Below are 15,509 nucleotides of genomic sequence, written 5' to 3' on the forward strand. Positions count from 1 at the left end.
GAACGCCCATCGCCCTCCTATCTGCACGCGCATGACCCAGATCACCGTCGCCGCGCTGCAACTCGCTTTTTCTGACGATATCGATGCCAACATCGGCAACGTCTCCCGCCTGGTGCGCGAGGCGGCGGGGCAGGGTGCGCAGGTGATCCTGCCGCCCGAGCTGTTCGAGGGCGAATATTTCTGCCGGGTGGAGGACGAAGGCCTGTTCGCCAATGCCGCGCCGGTTGGCGAGCATAAGGCAGTGCTGGCGATGCAGGCGCTTGCCGAGGCGCTCAAGGTGACGATCCCCACCAGCTTCTTCGAGGCCGATGGCCCGCATTATTACAACAGCCTGGCGATGATCGGCCCCGATGGCGAGGTCCAGGGTGTCTACCGCAAGAGCCACATCCCCGATGGCCCGGGTTATGAGGAGAAATTCTACTTCCGGCCTGGCAACACCGGCTTCAAGGTATGGCGCGGACCGCCGTCGGCGCCGGCGGCCAAGCTCGGCGTCGGCGTGTGCTGGGATCAATGGTACCCGGAGACTGCGCGCGCGATGATGCTGATGGGCGCCGAGCTGCTCTTCTACCCCACCGCAATCGGCAGCGAGCCGCACGATACCAGCCTCGATACCGCGCGGTTGTGGCGGCGGGCGATGGTCGGCCACGCCGTCAGCAACGTCGTGCCCGTGATCGCCGCCAACCGCGTCGGTACCGAGCACGGCCAGACCTTCTACGGCACGAGCTTCATCACCGACGAGCGTGGCGACATCATCGCCGAGCTGGACCGCGAGGAAGAGGGTGTGATCACGGCGACCCTCGACCTGGACCGCATTAAGCGCCACCGCGCCGCCTTCGGCTTCTTTCGCGACCGTCGGCCCGAACTGTACGGCCGGCTGGTTCAGGACGTCTGACGCAGCTCCAGCGCGCGTGCGAACACCGCTTCGAACATGGCGGCGTTGAGCCGCCCGGTGTTCTGGTTGTAGCGCGAGCAATGATAGCTATCGATCAGGATGCGGCCGTCGGGCATGCGATGCTCGGCGAGATGGCCAAACGTCGCCTTAGGTAGCCTTCCGCCCATTGCCTTGACCGCCGACTGATGCGCGATCTGGCCGAGCGCGATTACCACCCGGGCATTGGCAACGGCGGCCATCTGATCTTCAAGGAACGGCCGGCAGGTGCGGATTTCCTCCGGGGTCGGCTTGTTGGCGGGCGGCAGGCATTTCACCGCATTGATAATGATCGCGCCGTGCAACTCCACATCGTCGTTGGGCGTTGCCTGGAACGTGCCCGTCGACAGGCCGAACTTCGCCAGCGTCGCGTAGAGCAGCTCGCCGGCAAAATCGCCGGTGAACGGCCGCCCGGTGCGATTGGCGCCATGCTTGCCAGGCGCTAGGCCGATCACCGCGAGCCATGCATCAGGATCGCCGAACGCGGGTACCGGTGCGTTCCACCAGCCCGGATACTCGGCGCGCAGCTCGTCCCGGAACGCGGCGAGCCGCGGACAGCGCGGGCAGTCGAGCGGCGGCTCGGTGGCAGGGATGGGGCTGACGATCGGACGATCGACGAGCATCGTGGTGGCGGCAGGCGCGTCGGCCGGGGCAAGGCTTGCTTCGAAATCCATTGCGGTGCGATAGGGCCGGTGCGTGGCAGCTTCAATCTATGCGATCGGGATCGGCTCCAACCGGCGCGGGCGCCACGGCGCGCCCGCGGCAGAGGTGCGCGCCGCTATCGCCGCATTGGGCGGCACGGTGGCAACCTCGCCGATCATCGCCAGCGCGCCGCTCGGGCCCTCCTCGCGGCGCTTCGCCAATGCCGCGGTGCTGATCGAAAGCGACGAGGCTCCGCCGGCCCTGCTCGCCCGGCTCAAGGCGATCGAGGCCGATTTCGGCCGGCGCAGCGGGCGGCGCTGGGGGGCGCGCGTCATCGATCTCGATATTCTGCTCTGGTCGGACGGCGCATGGGGCTCGCCAGCGTTGACATTGCCGCACCGTGACTATCGCCGCCGCCGCTTCGTTCTCGCGCCACTGGCGGCGATCGCCCCCGATTGGCGCGATCCGCTCACCGGGCGGACGACGCGGCAATTGCTCCATGCCATTGACCGGCCCCGCCCGCGCCCCTAGGTGCCCCCGGTGCCGATGGCAGGGGTCCGTAGCTCAGTCGGTAGAGCAAGCGACTTTTAATCGAGAGGTCCCGGGTTCGAGCCCCGGCGGACCCACCATCGGCACCTTTTACCAAGATGCGCGGGCCGGAGCGACGGCCGATGCCTCCCTGGAGGGTGTCGCGACGGGATCGTGTGACGAGCACGAGAAAATCTAGCCCCGCCGCGACGCTCGGCATAAGCCACGGAAGACGGCGCCGGGTCCAGTGCGGATTGGTCGGGTTGCGGCGAATAGCCGATCGCCCGATGCGTTTGGTCGTCGAGGGACACGAACGAGAGACGGATGATCCAGCACGACACGCAGACGGACATCGCCATCAATCAGCCCGCCGCGGGTGGCGCCCGGTCGCTGCCGCCGGTGCTCGCTGGCGCCGCGATGATCGCGGTGGCGATCGTGCTGGCCCTGGCGGCCGGGTTCGTGATCGACCGCTATCCGTTTCAGTTCGATCGGGCGATCGTGCTTGGCCTGCGCGCGTGGCACGGGCCGGCATGGCTGCCGGATGCCGCCGCGGACCTCACCGATCTTGGCGGCGGCGTCGTGCTGACCCTGCTGGTGGTGATCACCGCAGGGCTGCTGCTGGTGCACCGGCTGTGGCTGACCGCGCTCGCCACCGTGCTCGCTTCGGCGAGCGGCAGCTGGGCGGTGGACCTGATCAAGCATGTCGAGGTACGTGCGCGGCCCGATCTGGTGCCGCATCTGGTCGCGGTGACCGGCTACAGCTTCCCGAGCGGTCATGCCGCGAGCAGCGCCATCGTCTATCTCACCCTGGCAAGCCTCGCCGGCCAGGTAACGCCGGACCGGCGTACCCGCACCTACCTGCTGGTTGTGGCGATCCTGCTGGTCGGCGCGATCGGCACCAGCCGGGTGTATCTCGGTGTCCATTGGCCAAGCGACGTGCTCGCCGGCTGGAGCTTTGGCACCTTGTGGGCGCTGGGCTGGTGGCGGGCCACCGCCAGCGCCCGCAAGGCGATCGGCGGCGAGCGCTAGCGCCCCATCTCGGCGAGCTTGCGCTCCCAGGCGAGCGCATCCTGGACGATCGTCTCCAGATTGTCGCGCTCGGGGCGCCACGGCAGCGCGGCGAGGATGGCGGTGTTGTCGGCAACCAGCGCGGCGGGGTCGCCGGCGCGGCGGCCTTCGTAGCGGCGCTCGATCGTCATGTTGGTGACGCGATCGACGGCGTCGAGCACCTCGTTGACCGAGAAGCCGCGATTGTAGCCGCAGTTGAGCATGTGGCTCTGGGTCGGCTCGGCGATCAACAGACCGAGCGCGGCGACATGGGCGGCGGCAAGATCGCTGACGTGAATATAGTCGCGCACTCCGGTGCCGTCCGGCGTGTCGAAATCGGTGCCGAACACGCTCACCGCGGGGCGCTTGCCGGTAGCGGCCTCGACCGCGATCTTGATGAGATGGGTCGCACCCACGGTTGACTGGCCGCTGCGCCCCTCGGGATCGGCGCCGGCGACGTTGAAGTACCGCAGCGCGCAATAGTTCATCGGATGCGCGAAAGCGACGTCGCGGAGCATCGCCTCGGTCATCAGCTTGGACATGCCGTACGGATTGATCGGCACCTGCGGATCGGTCTCCGCGATCGGTACCCGCGTCGGGGTGCCGTAGGTCGCTGCTGTGGAGGAGAAGATGAAGTGGGGCACGCCTTCGGCCACCGCGCTTTCGATCAGCGAACGCGTCGCGGCGGTGTTGTTGCGATAATATTTGAGCGGGTCGCTGACCGACTCGGGCACCACCACCGAGCCGGCGAAATGCATGATCGCGCGCACGTTGTGATCGCGGATCGCGGCGCGGACCTTGTCCTCGTCGGCGACATTGGCCTCGACCAGCATCGCGCGCGGATCGACCGCCCAGGCGAAGCCGGTGACGAGATTGTCGAGCACGACCACCTCATAGCCGGCATCGAGCAGCGCCAGCACCGCGTGGCTGCCGATATAACCGGCGCCGCCGGTGACCATCACCTTGCCGTGAAAGGGGCCGTGAAGTGCGCTGTCGATTGCCATGGTCGCTCCGTCTGTGTCGCCGCCCGCCTAATTGCCTCGCGTTAACGACACCCTATCTAATGAGCAAAGGAGATCATCATGACGGAATATGCAACGCTCGCCGGCGGCTGTTTCTGGTGCACCGAGGCGGTGTTCAAGGACGTGATCGGCGTCGAGAGCGTCGAGAGCGGCTATATCGGCGGCGACGTGCCCAACCCGACCTACAAGCAGGTGTGCGGCGGCACCACCGGCCATGCCGAGGCGATCCGGGTCGGCTTCGATCCCGCGCAGCTGAGCTATGGCGACTTGCTCGACATCTATTTCGCGACCCACGATCCGACTCAGCTCAATCGTCAGGGCAATGACGTTGGTACCCAGTATCGCTCGGCGATCTTCCCCGAGACGGTGATGCAGGAAGAGCAGGCCAACCAGGCGATCGCCCGGGCGCAGCAGGACCTCGACAAGCCGATCGTCACTACGATCGAGGAGTTTTCCGAATGGTATCCCGCCGAGGGCTACCACCAGGATTATTGGGAAACCTCGGGCCGGTCGAACCCCTATTGCATGGCCGTGATCCCGCCGAAGCTGCAGAAGCTGCGCAAGAGCTTCGCGGCACGTTCGAAGGCGGTGACCGCCTAAGCGTGTGCGGCGCGGGCGAGGCGGTCGTTGATCGCCTCGCCGATGCCGGTGACCGGCACGGCGGCGACGGCAATTCGCGCCCGCGCGCTCGCATCGGCCCGGTGCAGCGCATCGAACAGCCGCGCTGCGGCCTCCAGGAGATCGCCTGAGAGCGACAGGCTGTCGTTTCCAGTCAACGGTCCGAACCCGATCAGCCATTCGTCTGCCGCCGCGTCGGTGGCGTTCAGCCGTAGCGGCTTGGCCGGCGCATAATGGCTGGCGAGCTGCCCTGGGGCTGTGATCGCCGCATCGGAAGCCCGCCGGGTAACGGCGAAGGGCAGATCGTCGATCGCGATCGGCCCCGGTCGCAGCAGGGTGCGACCCGCGATGATCGTTGATTCGAGGCCGGCCTCGGTGGCGCCGTCGTCGATGATCAGCGGCACGCGGGCGCCGAGGCTGGCCGCGACATGCGCGGCGCGCGTGGGGCTGATGCCATTGCTGGCATTGGCCGACGGTGCGGCGAGCGGCTTGCCGGTTGCGGCGATCAGCGCCTGCATCGCGCGATGGCGCGGCACGCGGAGTGCGACGGTGTCGAGCCCGGCGGTGACGAGCGCAGCAATCCCGCTGGCGGGCTTGAGCGGCAGCACCAGTGTCAGCGGGCCGGGCCAGAACGCAGTTGCGAGCGCGCGGGCGTCAGCGTCGAACGACGCGATCGCTTCCGCGGCGGCGAGATCGGCGACATGGACGATCAGCGGGTTGAAGCTCGGCCGGCCTTTCGCGGCGTAGATGCCGGCCACCGCCGCGGCATTGGTGGCGTCGGCGGCGAGCCCGTAGACCGTTTCGGTCGGCACCGCGACCAGCTCGCCGGCGGCGATTCGCGCCGCGGCCTCGGCGATGGCGGCCGTGCCGTAGGGTAAAATCTGGCGGTTTGGAGCAGTCATCGCGGGTCGCTATAGCCGCCGACAACACAGGAGAGAATGATGCCCTTCACCCCCGCCGTTGCCGAGCAGCGTTTCGTGCTGGAGCACGTCGTGCGCATCGGCGAACTCGCCGCGACCGAGCGGTTCGCCGCCGCGAGCGACGATGTCGTCGACGCGGTGCTGGAGGGCGTCGGCAGCCTCGCGGCGGGCGAATGGGCGCCGCTCAACCGCATCGGCGATACGGTAGGCGCGACCTGGACGCCCGATGGCGTGGTGATGCCCGAGGGCTTCCGCGCGGCCTATCAGGACTATGTCGAGGGCGGCTGGGGGACGATCGGCGTGCCCGAGCAGTTCGGCGGCCAGGGCTTGCCGTTCGCGATCCAGACCGCGGTGCTCGACACGTTGGGCTCGGCCAACATGGGCTTCGCCTTGTGCCCGACGCTGACGGTGGGCGCGATCGAGGCGCTGGCGCATCATGGCAGCCCCGAGCAGCAGGCGCTCTATCTGCCGCACCTCGCCACCGGCGCCTGGACCGGGACGATGAATCTCACCGAGCCGCAGGCGGGCAGCGATGTCGGCGCGCTGCGGGCCACCGCGACGCCGCGTGGCGACGGCACCTGGAGCATCAAGGGCACCAAGATCTTCATCTCGTTCGGCGACCACGACATGGCCGAGCAGATCGTCCACCTTGTCCTGGCGCGCACGCCGGACGCGCCGGCGGGCACGCGCGGCATCTCGCTGTTCCTGGTGCCCAAATACCGCCTCGACGCCGACGGGCGACCGGGCGCGGCCAATGACGTCCGCGTGGTATCGATCGAGCACAAGATGGGCCTGCATGCCTCGCCCACCTGCGTGCTGTCGTTCGGCGACGACGGCGACTGTGTCGGCGAGTTGATCGGCCCCGAGCATGGCGGGATGCGGGCGATGTTCACGATGATGAACAATGCCCGGCTCAACGTCGGCCTGCAGGGGGTGCAGATCGCCGAGGGCGCGACCCAGGCGGCGGTGGCCTATGCGCTCGACCGGGTCCAGTCGGCACGCGCCGGCGGCGCCGACAAGGCGCCGGTGCGGATCGTCGAGCATCCCGACGTGCGCCGCATGCTGCTGCGGATGACGGCGCAAACCCAGGCGGCGCGCGCGCTGGTCTATTATGCCGCCGGGCAGGTGGATCGGGCGACGCTTGGCGAGTCCGGCGCGAAGAACCGGCTTGAGCTCGTCACGCCGCTCGCCAAGGCGCATGGCACCGATCTCGGCAACGAGGTCGCGAGCCTCGGCATCCAGGTCCATGGCGGTATGGGCTTCATCGAGGAAACCGGCGCCGCGCAATATTTCCGCGATGCGCGCATCACTCCGATCTACGAGGGCACCAACGGCATCCAGGCCGCCGATCTCGTCGGCCGCAAGCTCGCGCTCGACAATGGCGGCGCGTTCGCGGCGCTGCTCGCCGACATGCGCGCCGAGGCAGCTCACCCCGAGCTCGTCGGCCTGATCGATGCCGTGGAGGCGATTGGTCGCCGCATCGCGGTCGCCGATGCGGACGACAAGCTCGCGGCGAGCTACCCGTTCATGACCATGGTCTCGGTCGCCGCGTGCGGCTGGCTGATGGAGCGGCAGGGCCGGGTGGCGACCGGCGACGATGCTGCCGCGCAGCGCAAGCGCGCGGCGGTGCGCTTCTATCTTGACCAGATCGTGCCCGAAGCGCTTGGGCTGCGCGCGGCGGCCAGCGCCAGCGCCGATGTTCTCTACGCCATTCCAGCAGAGGTCTTTGCAGCCTGATGTTCGATCTCGACGCCTATCTCCAGCGCATCGATCTGGGGCAGTTTCCGATTCCCGATGCCGAGGGGCTGGCGGCGCTGCAGCGTGCCCACCGGCTGCACATCCCGTTTGAAAACCTCGACGTGATCCTCGGTCGCGGTATCGCCATCGACAGCGTGGCGGTGTTCGCCAAGCTCGTCACCGCCAAGCGCGGCGGTTATTGTTTCGAGCACAACCGGCTGTTCCTCGATGCGCTGGCAGGGCTCGGCTTCACGGCGCGCCCGTTGCTGGCGCGGGTCTGGCTTGGCGCGGAGGCGGTGCCGCCGCTGACGCATACGTTCAGCCTGGTGACGATCGGTGGCCAGGACTGGATCGCGGACCCGGGTTTCGGCGGCAGCTATGCGCCGGTGATGCCGCTGGTCCATGGCGTCGAGCTCGATGCGCCCGACAGCGCGCGCTTTCGGCTCGAGGCCGGCACCGAGCACGGCTGGCTGCTGAGCCGCGAGGGACCGTCCGGCTCTACCGACGGTCGCGGCGCCGGGCCCGGCTTCCGGCCGCAGTACAGCTTCACGCTGGATCAGGTGCATGACGCCGATCTGGCGCTGTCCAACCACTGGACCTCGACCGCGCCGGCCAGCCGGTTCACCCAGACCCGGATCGCGAGCATGGTCCTGCCGCACGGCCTGGCGGCGCTGACCGACCGCCGGTATCACCGCCGCGCCGCTGACAATGAGTCGATCGCCGAGATCACCGATCCGCGCGTCTACCGCATGCGGATGAGCCTGATGTTCGGGATCGATCTGTCGGCAGAGGATATTGCGCAACTAGGGCTGTTCTGAGCCCAATTCCTGCCGCCATCCGTCATCTCGGCGAAGGCTGGGATCTCGTGCGTTAGAGCAGGGCAGGGGCCTCGGGAGACCCCAGCTTTCGCTGGGGTGACGGCTATTGGTGTAGATGTCGGCGTCGATCCCAAGGGCGACCGGCTTACGCCCGCTCGCGCTCGAGCAGATCACCGGCATCGAGCCCGAGCAAGTCGATATGCGCCCGGATTCGCGGCCATTGATTGTTCACGAAGCTCTCGCGCTCGGCGACGCGCAGCTTCTCGGCCGCGCCGGGCAGCACGAACATGCCGACCCCGCGGCGCACCTCGACATAGCCGTCGTCCTGAAAGCTCTGGTATGCCTTGGCGACGGTGAGCGGATTGGCGCCATGTTCGGCGGCAAAGGCGCGCACCGACGGTAGCTGATCGCCGGCGCGATAGTCGCCGCGCAGGATCCCTGCCGCAATGGTCCCGCGCAAGCGGATGTAGACCGGGCTGTCCTCGTTGCTCAGAGCTGTCATGCTGATTTAATACAGCAACTTGGCTGCATCGTCGAGTCCCTTGCTCTGCCAATGCGAGACGATTTGTGCCTGATCGGGGCGGGGCCGTTCGTCGAGAAGCCGTGCAGGGGTGCCGAGGAACATGAAGCCGGCGATCCGCTCAGGTGCGGTGCCAAAGGCGTCGCGCACCTCATTTGAGAAAGAGGCCCAGCCGCTCAGCCAGCCGCCGGCAAAGCCCAGCGCATGGGTGGCGTGAAGCAGGTTCATGCAGGCCGCGCCGGCGGACAATTCCTGCTCCCACAACGGTATCGGGCTGTCGCGCTTGGGTGAGGAGAGCACCACCACCAGCGTCGGCGCCTGACGGGCGAATTGCGCACAAGCCTCGATCTCACGCTCGGGCGCCTGCGGCCGCTCGCGGCGGTAGGCCGCGCCGATGAGCTGGCCGAGCGCATCGCGCTGGTCGGCGCCGACGATCACGAACCGCCACGGAGCGATCTTGCCGTGATCCGGCGTTCGCGCGGCGATCTGGAGGATCTGGGCGAGCTGCGCGTCATCCGGCCCGGGCGCGATGAGATCGCGCGGTTTGCCGGAGCGGCGGGTGGCGAGCAGCGCCAACGGCGACGAGATATCGTTGAACATGGCGGCTATGTAGCGGCGCTGCCTGTTATTTACACCCGGCGGCGAGCCGCTACGGTGCATGCCCGGGCCGCCCGAGCGCGGCGAGTTATCCGGGAGCATCCGACACCAATGGCAAGCGCGTATGCGGGCGGGGGCGGCGTTCCGGCCCACGCCAAGACGTTTCTGGGGCACCCCACCGGGCTGTTCATGCTCTTTTTCGCCGAGATGTGGGAGCGCTTCTCCTTCTACGGGATGCGCGCCATCCTGGTGCTCTACCTGACCAAGCACTTCCTGTTTGCCGAGCAGCCCGCCTATGCGATCTACGGCGCCTATACCTCGCTGGTCTACATCACGCCGATCATCGGCGGCTACATCGCCGATCGCTTCCTTGGCGCGCGCAAGGCGGTGCTGGTCGGCGGCCTGTTCATCACGGTCGGCCATCTGATGATCGCGCTGGTCGAGGGACCGGCGGGCGTCCAGGGCAGCGCGCTCAACGGCTTCTACCTCGCGCTCGCCTGCATCATCATCGGCACCGGCTTTCTCAAGGCCAACATCTCAGTGCTGGTCGGCCAGCTCTACCCGCGCGACGACCTGCGCCGCGATGGCGCCTTCTCGATCTTCTACATGGGGATCAACACCGGCGCCTTTGCCGGGCCGATTATCGTCGGCATCCTTGGCGAGACGGTGGGCTGGTCCTGGGGCTTCGGCGCCGCCGGGATCGGCATGGCGCTCGGGCTGGTGGTGTTCGTGCTGTGCCGCGGCGCGCTCTACGATGCCGGGCGGCCGCCGGTGCCCGCCGCGCTCAAGACCCGCAGCCCGATCGGCGTCTCGATCGAGTGGACGATCTATCTGGGGGCGGTGGCGGGAGTGATGCTCGCCTGGTGGCTGGTGCGCTCGCAGGGTGCGGTCGGCACGCTGCTGCTGGTCGCCGCGGTGCTCACCGTCGGCTTCATCCTGCTCACCTCGTTCCGCCGCCTGCCGAAGGTCGAGCGGCATCGCATCTTCGCCGCGCTGTTCCTGATCGCGCTGTCACCGCTGTTCTGGGCCTTGTTCGAGCAGGCCGGCTCGTCGCTCACCCTCTACACCGATCAGTCGGTGGATCGCACGATGCTGGGTTGGACGATCCCCGCCTCGATGTTCCAGTCGGTCAATGCCTTCTTCATCATCACTCTGGCGCCATTGTTCGGGCTGCTGTGGACGGTGCTGGGCAAGCGCGGGCTGGAGCCGAGCGCGCCGTTCAAGTTCGGCATCGGCCTGATCCTGGTCGGCGCCGGCTTCTTCGCGCTGATCCTCGGCGCGCCGGCGGCCGGGCTGACCCCGGCGATCTTCGTGATCCTGCTCTACATGCTTCATTCGATGGGTGAGCTCTGCTTCTCGCCGATCGGGCTGTCGTCGATGACCCGGCTGTCGGTGGCGAGCATGACGGGCCTGATGATGGGAACCTGGTTTCTCGCCACCGCGGGCGGCGAGTTCATTGCCGGGCTGATCGCGCAGGAGACGGGCGGCGAGGGCGCCGGTGTCGGCCAGGTGCTCGGCATCTACGCCAAAATCGGCTGGTTCTCGATGGGCGTGGGCGTGCTGGTGCTTCTGGTGGCGCCGTTCGTCACCCGGCTGATGCACCTCGACAGCCTCGGCGACCGCCCCGATCATGCGCTGGCGGGCGAGGGCGCGATCGGCGAGCCCGCGGCGGCGGGGCTCGATACTCGCGACGAGCAGGTGCCCGGACGGCGCTGATCCGTTACCTGGCGTCGGTCGGCTTGCCGTCGAGGCGGCCGACGCAGGCGGTGACGGCGACGTCCATGGTGACATTGCCGACGGTGCGGAACAGGTCCGGCACCGTCTCCACCGCGACCAGCAGCCCCAGCGCCTCGATCGGCACCCCCATCACGATCGAGACGGGGGCAACGCTGGCGAAGAAGCTGACCGTGCCGGGCAGGCTCACCGAGCCCATGGTGGTGATCGCGGCAGTGGCGACGCCGGCGGCAAGCTGCCCCGGCCCGATCGGGATGCCCAGCCAGCGCGCGATGTAGAGTGCGACCGCGAGGTTCATCGCCGGGCTGGTGGCGCGGAAGATCGCGACCGCGATCGGCAGGGCGATGCCCGCGGTGGCGGAGCGGACGCCCAGTTGCTCCGAACCTTTGAGCATCGCCGGCAGCGAGGCGAGCGAGCTTTGCGTGCTGATCGCCATCGCCTGCGCCGGCGCGACGGCGCGTGCGAAGGCACCGGGCGGGACCCGGCCGCCCAGCCACGCCAGCGGATAGCCGAACAGCAGCACCAGGAAGCCAATGCTCGACACCAGCACGATGTAATGGAGCAATGCGCCGAACGCCGCCGCCCCGGTTCGTGCCCCCACCCCGTAGGCAAGCGCGAAGATGCCGATTGGCGCGAGCTTCAGCACCCAGCCAATGATCACCAGCATCGCATCGGTGATCGCGCGAAACAGGTCGACCAGCCGCTGGCGCGGCTCGGGATCGAGCCGGGTGATCGCGAAGGCAAAGGCGAGGGTGAAAACGGTCAGCGGCAGGAAGGCGTCGGCCCCCGCCGCGGCGACGATGTTGGTGGGGACGATGGTGTCGAAGAAGTCGCCGAGGCTCGGCACCTTGCCGAGCGGCTGAACCCCGGTTAGCGCCGCGCGCAACGCCACGGACCAGGCAGCGGGCAACGGCCACAGGTCGAGCAACAGCGGCATCACGATCGCCGACATGATCGTGGTGCTCCACAGGATGACGACGAACATCACCACCGCGCGCCCGGCGATCTGCCCGGCCCGCGCGGCCTCCGCAGTGGCGGCGATGCCGGTGACGAGCAGCCCGACGATCAGCGGCACGATCACCATCTGCAAGCCGTGGAGCCATGCCGACCCGATCGGCTGGGTGACCGTGGTGACGCTCAGCGCCCATTCCTTGTTGGCGGCGACGGCGACGATGCCAAGGACGAGCCCGGCGATCAGCGCCAGCAGAATGCGGGTGGCTTGCGACATCGGATTCCTTGGCGCAACGGAGGAGCGGAGCGGCATAGCGGAGCGGATCGCATTTCATGGCAAGGAAATATTTCGGGACCGATGGAATCAGGGGCGCCACCAACCAGGGCGCGATGACCGCGGCAATGGCGATGAAGGTGGGCATGGCCGCCGGCGCCTATTTCCAGCGCGGCGACCACAAGCATCGCGTGCTGATCGGCAAGGACACGCGCTTGTCGGGCTATATGCTCGAATCGGCGCTGGTCGCCGGCTTCACCAGCGTCGGCATGGACGTGATCATGGTCGGGCCGATGCCGACTCCGGCGGTGGCGATGCTCACCCAGTCGATGCGCGCCGACATCGGCGTGATGATTTCGGCGAGCCACAATCCTTATGCCGACAACGGCATCAAGCTGTTCGGCCCCGACGGCTATAAGCTCTCCGACGAGGCGGAGACGACAATCGAGCAACTGATCGACAGCGAGGTGCCGCTGGTGCCCTCGGCGCAGATCGGCCGCGCGCGGCGGATCGACGATGCGCAGGGGCGTTACATCCACTTCGCCAAATCGACCTTCCCGGAAAACCTACGCCTCGACGGCCTGCGCGTGGTGATCGATTGCGCCCACGGCGCCGCCTATAAGGTCGCGCCCGCGGCACTGTGGGAGCTCGGCGCGGATGTGATCGCGATCGGCATCACCCCGGACGGCATCAACATCAACGACGGCGTCGGCTCCACCGCACCCCAGGCGCTCGGCGAGACGGTGATCGCCGCTGGCGCCGATATCGGCATTGCGCTCGACGGCGATGCCGATCGCCTGATCGTCGTCGACGAGACCGGCACCGTGATCGACGGCGACCAGCTGATGGCGACGATCGCGGCGAGCTGGGCGCGTGCTGGGCGGCTGGCAGGCGGCGGGCTGGTGGCAACGGTGATGTCCAACCTCGGCCTCGAACGTCACCTCAAGGCGCAGGGGCTGGGCCTCGTCCGCACCGCAGTCGGCGATCGCTACGTGCTCGAGAAGATGCGCAGCTCGGGTTATAACGTCGGCGGCGAACAGTCCGGTCACATCATCCTCGCCGATTACGGCACCACCGGCGACGGGCTGGTCGCGGCGCTGCAGGTGCTTGCCGAGGTCAAGCGCGCCGGCGCGCCGGCAAGCGAGGTGCTGCGCCGGTTCGAGCCGCTGCCGCAATTGCTCAAGAACGTCCGCTTCGGCGGCGGCAAGCCGCTCGAAACCGAGGCGGTGAAGACGGTGATCGCGCAGGCCGAGGCCGATCTCGCCGGCACCGGGCGGCTGGTGATCCGCCCTTCGGGCACCGAGCCGGTGATCCGGGTAATGGCCGAGGGCGACGATGCTGGCCAAGTCGAGCAGATCGTCGATCGCATCTGCGACGCCGTGCGCGCGGCGGCCGCCTGATGCTGGACATGCGCCCCGACTGCCAGCGCTGCGGCACCGATCTGCCCGCCGATCAACCCGGCGCGTTCATCTGCTCGATGGAATGCACCTACTGCAGCGAATGCGCCGACGCGCTCGACGAGCGCTGCCCCGGCTGTGGTGGCGAGCTGATGGACCGGCCGACCCGCGTCGGCGCTGCGCTGAAGCGCCACCCGGGCTCGACGACGCGGGTATTCCAGAGCTGATGATCCCGCGCGTCCTGATCATCGCCGGCTCCGATTCGGGTGGCGGCGCCGGGATCCAGGCGGACATCAAGACGGTGACGATGCTGGGCGCGCACGCGATGACCGCCGTGACCGCGATCACTGCGCAGAACAGCCTCGGCGTCCAGGCGGTTCACCCCGTGCCGGTCGAGATGGTGGTGGCACAGATCGATTCGGTGGTGTCGGACCTCGGGGTAGATGCGGTAAAGATCGGGATGATCGGCTCGGCGGCGATCGCCACGGCGGTCGCCGACAGGCTCGAGACGCTCGAGGTGCCGATCGTGTTCGATCCGGTGATGATCGCAACCAGCGGCGCGGTGCTCGCCGATACCGCGGCGGTCAAGGCGTTTGCGCGGCTCATGCACCTCGCCTCGCTTGTCACCCCCAATATTCCCGAGCTTGCCGCCCTGGGCGGGCGCGACGCGGTGCTCGCGCACGGCTGCCACCTGCTCGCCAAGGGCGGCCATGGCGAGGGCGACTGGATCGTCGACGAATTGCTGTCGCCGACCGGTCCGGTCGCGCGGTGGGAAGCCAGGCGGATCGACACCCGGGGGTCGCACGGCACCGGTTGCACGCTGGCGAGCGGGATCGCCACCGGGCTAGCGCAGCGGATGGACATCGAGGAAGCCGTCGCACGCGCCATCCGCTTCGTCCGGATCGCCTTGATCCACGCGCCGGGGTTGGGGCAGGGCCATGGCCCGATGGGACATGGCCTGGGCCTCTCCCCATTCGACGAGATTGAAGGCTGACGATGCCCGGACTGAAGCACGAGAAGCTCTGCCTGCCGCCGGTGGCGGGCGTCGACGAGGCCGGGCGTGGCCCGCTTGCGGGGCCGGTGGTGGCCGCGGCGGTGATCCTGCCGGCCAAGGGAATCCCGCGCGGCCTCGACGATTCCAAGAAGCTCGCCGCCGCCGAGCGCGAGCGGCTATGCGGGTTGCTCAAGACCCGCGCGCTGGTCGGCATCGGCATCGTCGAATCGGAAGAGATCGACCGGCTCAACATCTATTGGGCGACGATGAAGGCAATGACGCTGGCGGTGGATCAATTGTGCGCCGCACTCGGTCGTCACCCCGGCCATGTGCTGGTCGACGGCAATCGCCTGCCGCGCTGGTCGTACCAGGCGACGGCCTTGGTGGGCGGCGATGCCAAGAGCGCCTCGATCGCGGCGGCGTCGATCGTCGCCAAGCATACCCGCGACACGATCATGCTCGCCCATGCCGACGCGCATCCGCATTACGGCTGGCATTCGAACAAAGGCTATGGCTGCCCAGCGCATTTGCGCGCGTTGCGCGAGCATGGGCCGACGCCGCTGCACCGGCGCAGCTTCTCGCCGGTCGCGCAAGCGGTGCAGCCGATCCTCGCGCCGGTTCTGCCGCTGTGAGTCTTTTGCGTCACACACCCTAGCTGTAGGGATCGCTGGCCATTGCTTGACTCAACATCTGGTCAGCGGCGGACCGTCCGCGCGACGTTAACGGCATCGTCAGCTTCATCGTTAATATTTGCCGCTTGACGAGAGTCCACCGCATCGGGC

17 protein-coding genes and 1 tRNA gene are annotated in these 15,509 nt (G+C 68.1%); 12 read left to right on the plus strand and 6 right to left on the minus strand.

What is annotated here, in order from left to right:
* The first annotated feature begins 31 nt into the window (after positions 1-31).
* Positions 32-892, plus strand: coding sequence for an N-carbamoylputrescine amidase (aguB, locus tag AC07M8_RS07475; RefSeq protein ID WP_495173718.1), 861 nt, complete (start codon positions 32-34; stop codon positions 890-892).
* Here the strand turns inward: aguB and AC07M8_RS07480 are convergent.
* Positions 880-1,551 (minus strand): uracil-DNA glycosylase, encoded by a 672-nt coding sequence (locus AC07M8_RS07480; RefSeq protein WP_495173790.1) that lies wholly within the window; start codon positions 1,549-1,551, stop codon positions 880-882. The genes aguB and AC07M8_RS07480 overlap by 13 nt on opposite strands.
* A 73-nt stretch (positions 1,552-1,624) precedes the next feature.
* Here AC07M8_RS07480 and folK point away from each other — a divergent pair, with 73 nt between their 5' ends.
* The 3 genes from folK to AC07M8_RS07495 all read left to right on the plus strand — a co-directional run bounded on the left by folK (position 1,625) and on the right by AC07M8_RS07495 (position 3,127).
* Complete coding sequence (gene folK, locus AC07M8_RS07485) at positions 1,625-2,101, plus strand: 2-amino-4-hydroxy-6-hydroxymethyldihydropteridine diphosphokinase (protein ID WP_495173719.1); 477 nt, start codon at positions 1,625-1,627, stop codon at positions 2,099-2,101.
* Positions 2,102-2,123: 22 nt separating this feature from the next.
* Positions 2,124-2,199, plus strand: a tRNA-Lys gene (locus AC07M8_RS07490).
* A gap of 223 nt (positions 2,200-2,422) precedes the next feature.
* Positions 2,423-3,127, plus strand: coding sequence for a phosphatase PAP2 family protein (locus AC07M8_RS07495; RefSeq protein ID WP_495173720.1), 705 nt, complete (start codon positions 2,423-2,425; stop codon positions 3,125-3,127).
* Here AC07M8_RS07495 and galE read toward each other — a convergent pair.
* Positions 3,124-4,149 (minus strand): UDP-glucose 4-epimerase GalE, encoded by a 1,026-nt coding sequence (galE, locus tag AC07M8_RS07500; RefSeq protein ID WP_495173721.1) that lies wholly within the window; start codon positions 4,147-4,149, stop codon positions 3,124-3,126. The genes AC07M8_RS07495 and galE overlap by 4 nt on opposite strands.
* Before the next feature lie 78 nt (positions 4,150-4,227).
* On the opposite strand from galE, the gene msrA reads away from it, so the two are divergent.
* Complete coding sequence (gene msrA, locus AC07M8_RS07505; RefSeq protein ID WP_495173722.1) at positions 4,228-4,767, plus strand: peptide-methionine (S)-S-oxide reductase MsrA; 540 nt, start codon at positions 4,228-4,230, stop codon at positions 4,765-4,767.
* Here msrA and AC07M8_RS07510 read toward each other — a convergent pair.
* Positions 4,764-5,687: an L-threonylcarbamoyladenylate synthase gene (locus AC07M8_RS07510; RefSeq protein WP_495173723.1), complete on the minus strand. Its 924-nt coding sequence runs from the start codon at positions 5,685-5,687 to the stop codon at positions 4,764-4,766. The genes msrA and AC07M8_RS07510 overlap by 4 nt on opposite strands.
* Before the next feature lie 39 nt (positions 5,688-5,726).
* Here AC07M8_RS07510 and AC07M8_RS07515 point away from each other — a divergent pair, with 39 nt between their 5' ends.
* Entirely contained in the window at positions 5,727-7,442 is a 1,716-nt protein-coding gene (locus AC07M8_RS07515; protein WP_495173724.1) for an acyl-CoA dehydrogenase family protein, read from the plus strand.
* Positions 7,442-8,260, plus strand: a complete 819-nt coding sequence (locus AC07M8_RS07520) for an arylamine N-acetyltransferase family protein (RefSeq protein WP_495173725.1) — start codon at positions 7,442-7,444, stop codon at positions 8,258-8,260. The genes AC07M8_RS07515 and AC07M8_RS07520 overlap by 1 nt, the downstream gene beginning before the upstream one ends.
* A 145-nt stretch (positions 8,261-8,405) precedes the next feature.
* Here the strand turns inward: AC07M8_RS07520 and AC07M8_RS07525 are convergent, their stop codons facing one another.
* Complete coding sequence (locus tag AC07M8_RS07525) at positions 8,406-8,762, minus strand: GntR family transcriptional regulator (RefSeq protein WP_495173726.1); 357 nt, start codon at positions 8,760-8,762, stop codon at positions 8,406-8,408.
* Between the two features lie 6 nt (positions 8,763-8,768).
* A complete protein-coding gene (locus AC07M8_RS07530) occupies positions 8,769-9,380 on the minus strand; it encodes a nitroreductase family protein (RefSeq protein ID WP_495173727.1) in 612 nt (203 codons plus the stop codon).
* A 108-nt stretch (positions 9,381-9,488) separates the two neighbouring features.
* On the opposite strand from AC07M8_RS07530, the gene AC07M8_RS07535 reads away from it, so the two are divergent.
* Positions 9,489-11,093: a peptide MFS transporter gene (locus AC07M8_RS07535; protein ID WP_495173728.1), complete on the plus strand. Its 1,605-nt coding sequence runs from the start codon at positions 9,489-9,491 to the stop codon at positions 11,091-11,093.
* 4 nt (positions 11,094-11,097) lie between these two features.
* On the opposite strand, the gene AC07M8_RS07540 is transcribed toward AC07M8_RS07535, so the two are convergent.
* Positions 11,098-12,339, minus strand: a complete 1,242-nt coding sequence (locus tag AC07M8_RS07540; protein WP_495173729.1) for a dicarboxylate/amino acid:cation symporter — start codon at positions 12,337-12,339, stop codon at positions 11,098-11,100.
* 56 nt (positions 12,340-12,395) lie between these two features.
* Between AC07M8_RS07540 and glmM the strand changes: the two genes are divergently transcribed.
* The 4 genes from glmM to rnhB are packed head-to-tail and all read left to right on the plus strand — an operon-like array spanning position 12,396 to position 15,359.
* The gene (glmM, locus tag AC07M8_RS07545) at positions 12,396-13,736 is read left to right on the plus strand and encodes a phosphoglucosamine mutase (RefSeq protein ID WP_495173730.1); all 1,341 of its coding nucleotides are present in this window, start codon (positions 12,396-12,398) and stop codon (positions 13,734-13,736) included.
* The gene (locus tag AC07M8_RS07550; protein WP_495173731.1) at positions 13,736-13,960 is read left to right on the plus strand and encodes a DUF1272 domain-containing protein; all 225 of its coding nucleotides are present in this window, start codon (positions 13,736-13,738) and stop codon (positions 13,958-13,960) included. The genes glmM and AC07M8_RS07550 overlap by 1 nt, the downstream gene beginning before the upstream one ends.
* Complete coding sequence (gene thiD, locus AC07M8_RS07555) at positions 13,957-14,727, plus strand: bifunctional hydroxymethylpyrimidine kinase/phosphomethylpyrimidine kinase (RefSeq protein WP_495173791.1); 771 nt, start codon at positions 13,957-13,959, stop codon at positions 14,725-14,727. Before AC07M8_RS07550 ends, thiD begins: the two co-directional genes overlap by 4 nt.
* Before the next feature lie 2 nt (positions 14,728-14,729).
* Positions 14,730-15,359 carry a ribonuclease HII gene (gene rnhB, locus AC07M8_RS07560; RefSeq protein WP_495173732.1) on the plus strand — a complete coding sequence of 210 codons (630 nt, stop codon included), beginning with the start codon at positions 14,730-14,732 and terminating at the stop codon, positions 15,357-15,359.
* Positions 15,360-15,509: the final 150 nt, after the last annotated feature.

The organism is Sphingomonas sp. GW821-FHT09E03 (genome assembly GCF_059416225.1).

What these genes read in the sequence shown, in the direction of transcription:
- AC07M8_RS07520 (WP_495173725.1), top strand. Translation starts at nt 7,442, where the DNA reads ATGTTCGATCTCGACGCCTATCTCCAGCGCATCGATCTGGGGCAGTTT.
- AC07M8_RS07510 (WP_495173723.1), bottom strand. Translation starts at nt 5,687, where the DNA reads ATGACTGCTCCAAACCGCCAGATTTTACCCTACGGCACGGCCGCCATC.
- AC07M8_RS07550 (WP_495173731.1), top strand. Translation starts at nt 13,736, where the DNA reads ATGCTGGACATGCGCCCCGACTGCCAGCGCTGCGGCACCGATCTGCCC.
- AC07M8_RS07540 (WP_495173729.1), bottom strand. Translation starts at nt 12,339, where the DNA reads ATGTCGCAAGCCACCCGCATTCTGCTGGCGCTGATCGCCGGGCTCGTC.
- rnhB (WP_495173732.1), top strand. Translation starts at nt 14,730, where the DNA reads ATGCCCGGACTGAAGCACGAGAAGCTCTGCCTGCCGCCGGTGGCGGGC.
- aguB (WP_495173718.1), top strand. Translation starts at nt 32, where the DNA reads ATGACCCAGATCACCGTCGCCGCGCTGCAACTCGCTTTTTCTGACGAT.
- AC07M8_RS07525 (WP_495173726.1), bottom strand. Translation starts at nt 8,762, where the DNA reads ATGACAGCTCTGAGCAACGAGGACAGCCCGGTCTACATCCGCTTGCGC.
- AC07M8_RS07480 (WP_495173790.1), bottom strand. Translation starts at nt 1,551, where the DNA reads ATGCTCGTCGATCGTCCGATCGTCAGCCCCATCCCTGCCACCGAGCCG.
- glmM (WP_495173730.1), top strand. Translation starts at nt 12,396, where the DNA reads ATGGCAAGGAAATATTTCGGGACCGATGGAATCAGGGGCGCCACCAAC.
- AC07M8_RS07535 (WP_495173728.1), top strand. Translation starts at nt 9,489, where the DNA reads ATGGCAAGCGCGTATGCGGGCGGGGGCGGCGTTCCGGCCCACGCCAAG.
- galE (WP_495173721.1), bottom strand. Translation starts at nt 4,149, where the DNA reads ATGGCAATCGACAGCGCACTTCACGGCCCCTTTCACGGCAAGGTGATG.
- AC07M8_RS07495 (WP_495173720.1), top strand. Translation starts at nt 2,423, where the DNA reads ATGATCCAGCACGACACGCAGACGGACATCGCCATCAATCAGCCCGCC.
- msrA (WP_495173722.1), top strand. Translation starts at nt 4,228, where the DNA reads ATGACGGAATATGCAACGCTCGCCGGCGGCTGTTTCTGGTGCACCGAG.
- AC07M8_RS07530 (WP_495173727.1), bottom strand. Translation starts at nt 9,380, where the DNA reads ATGTTCAACGATATCTCGTCGCCGTTGGCGCTGCTCGCCACCCGCCGC.
- AC07M8_RS07515 (WP_495173724.1), top strand. Translation starts at nt 5,727, where the DNA reads ATGCCCTTCACCCCCGCCGTTGCCGAGCAGCGTTTCGTGCTGGAGCAC.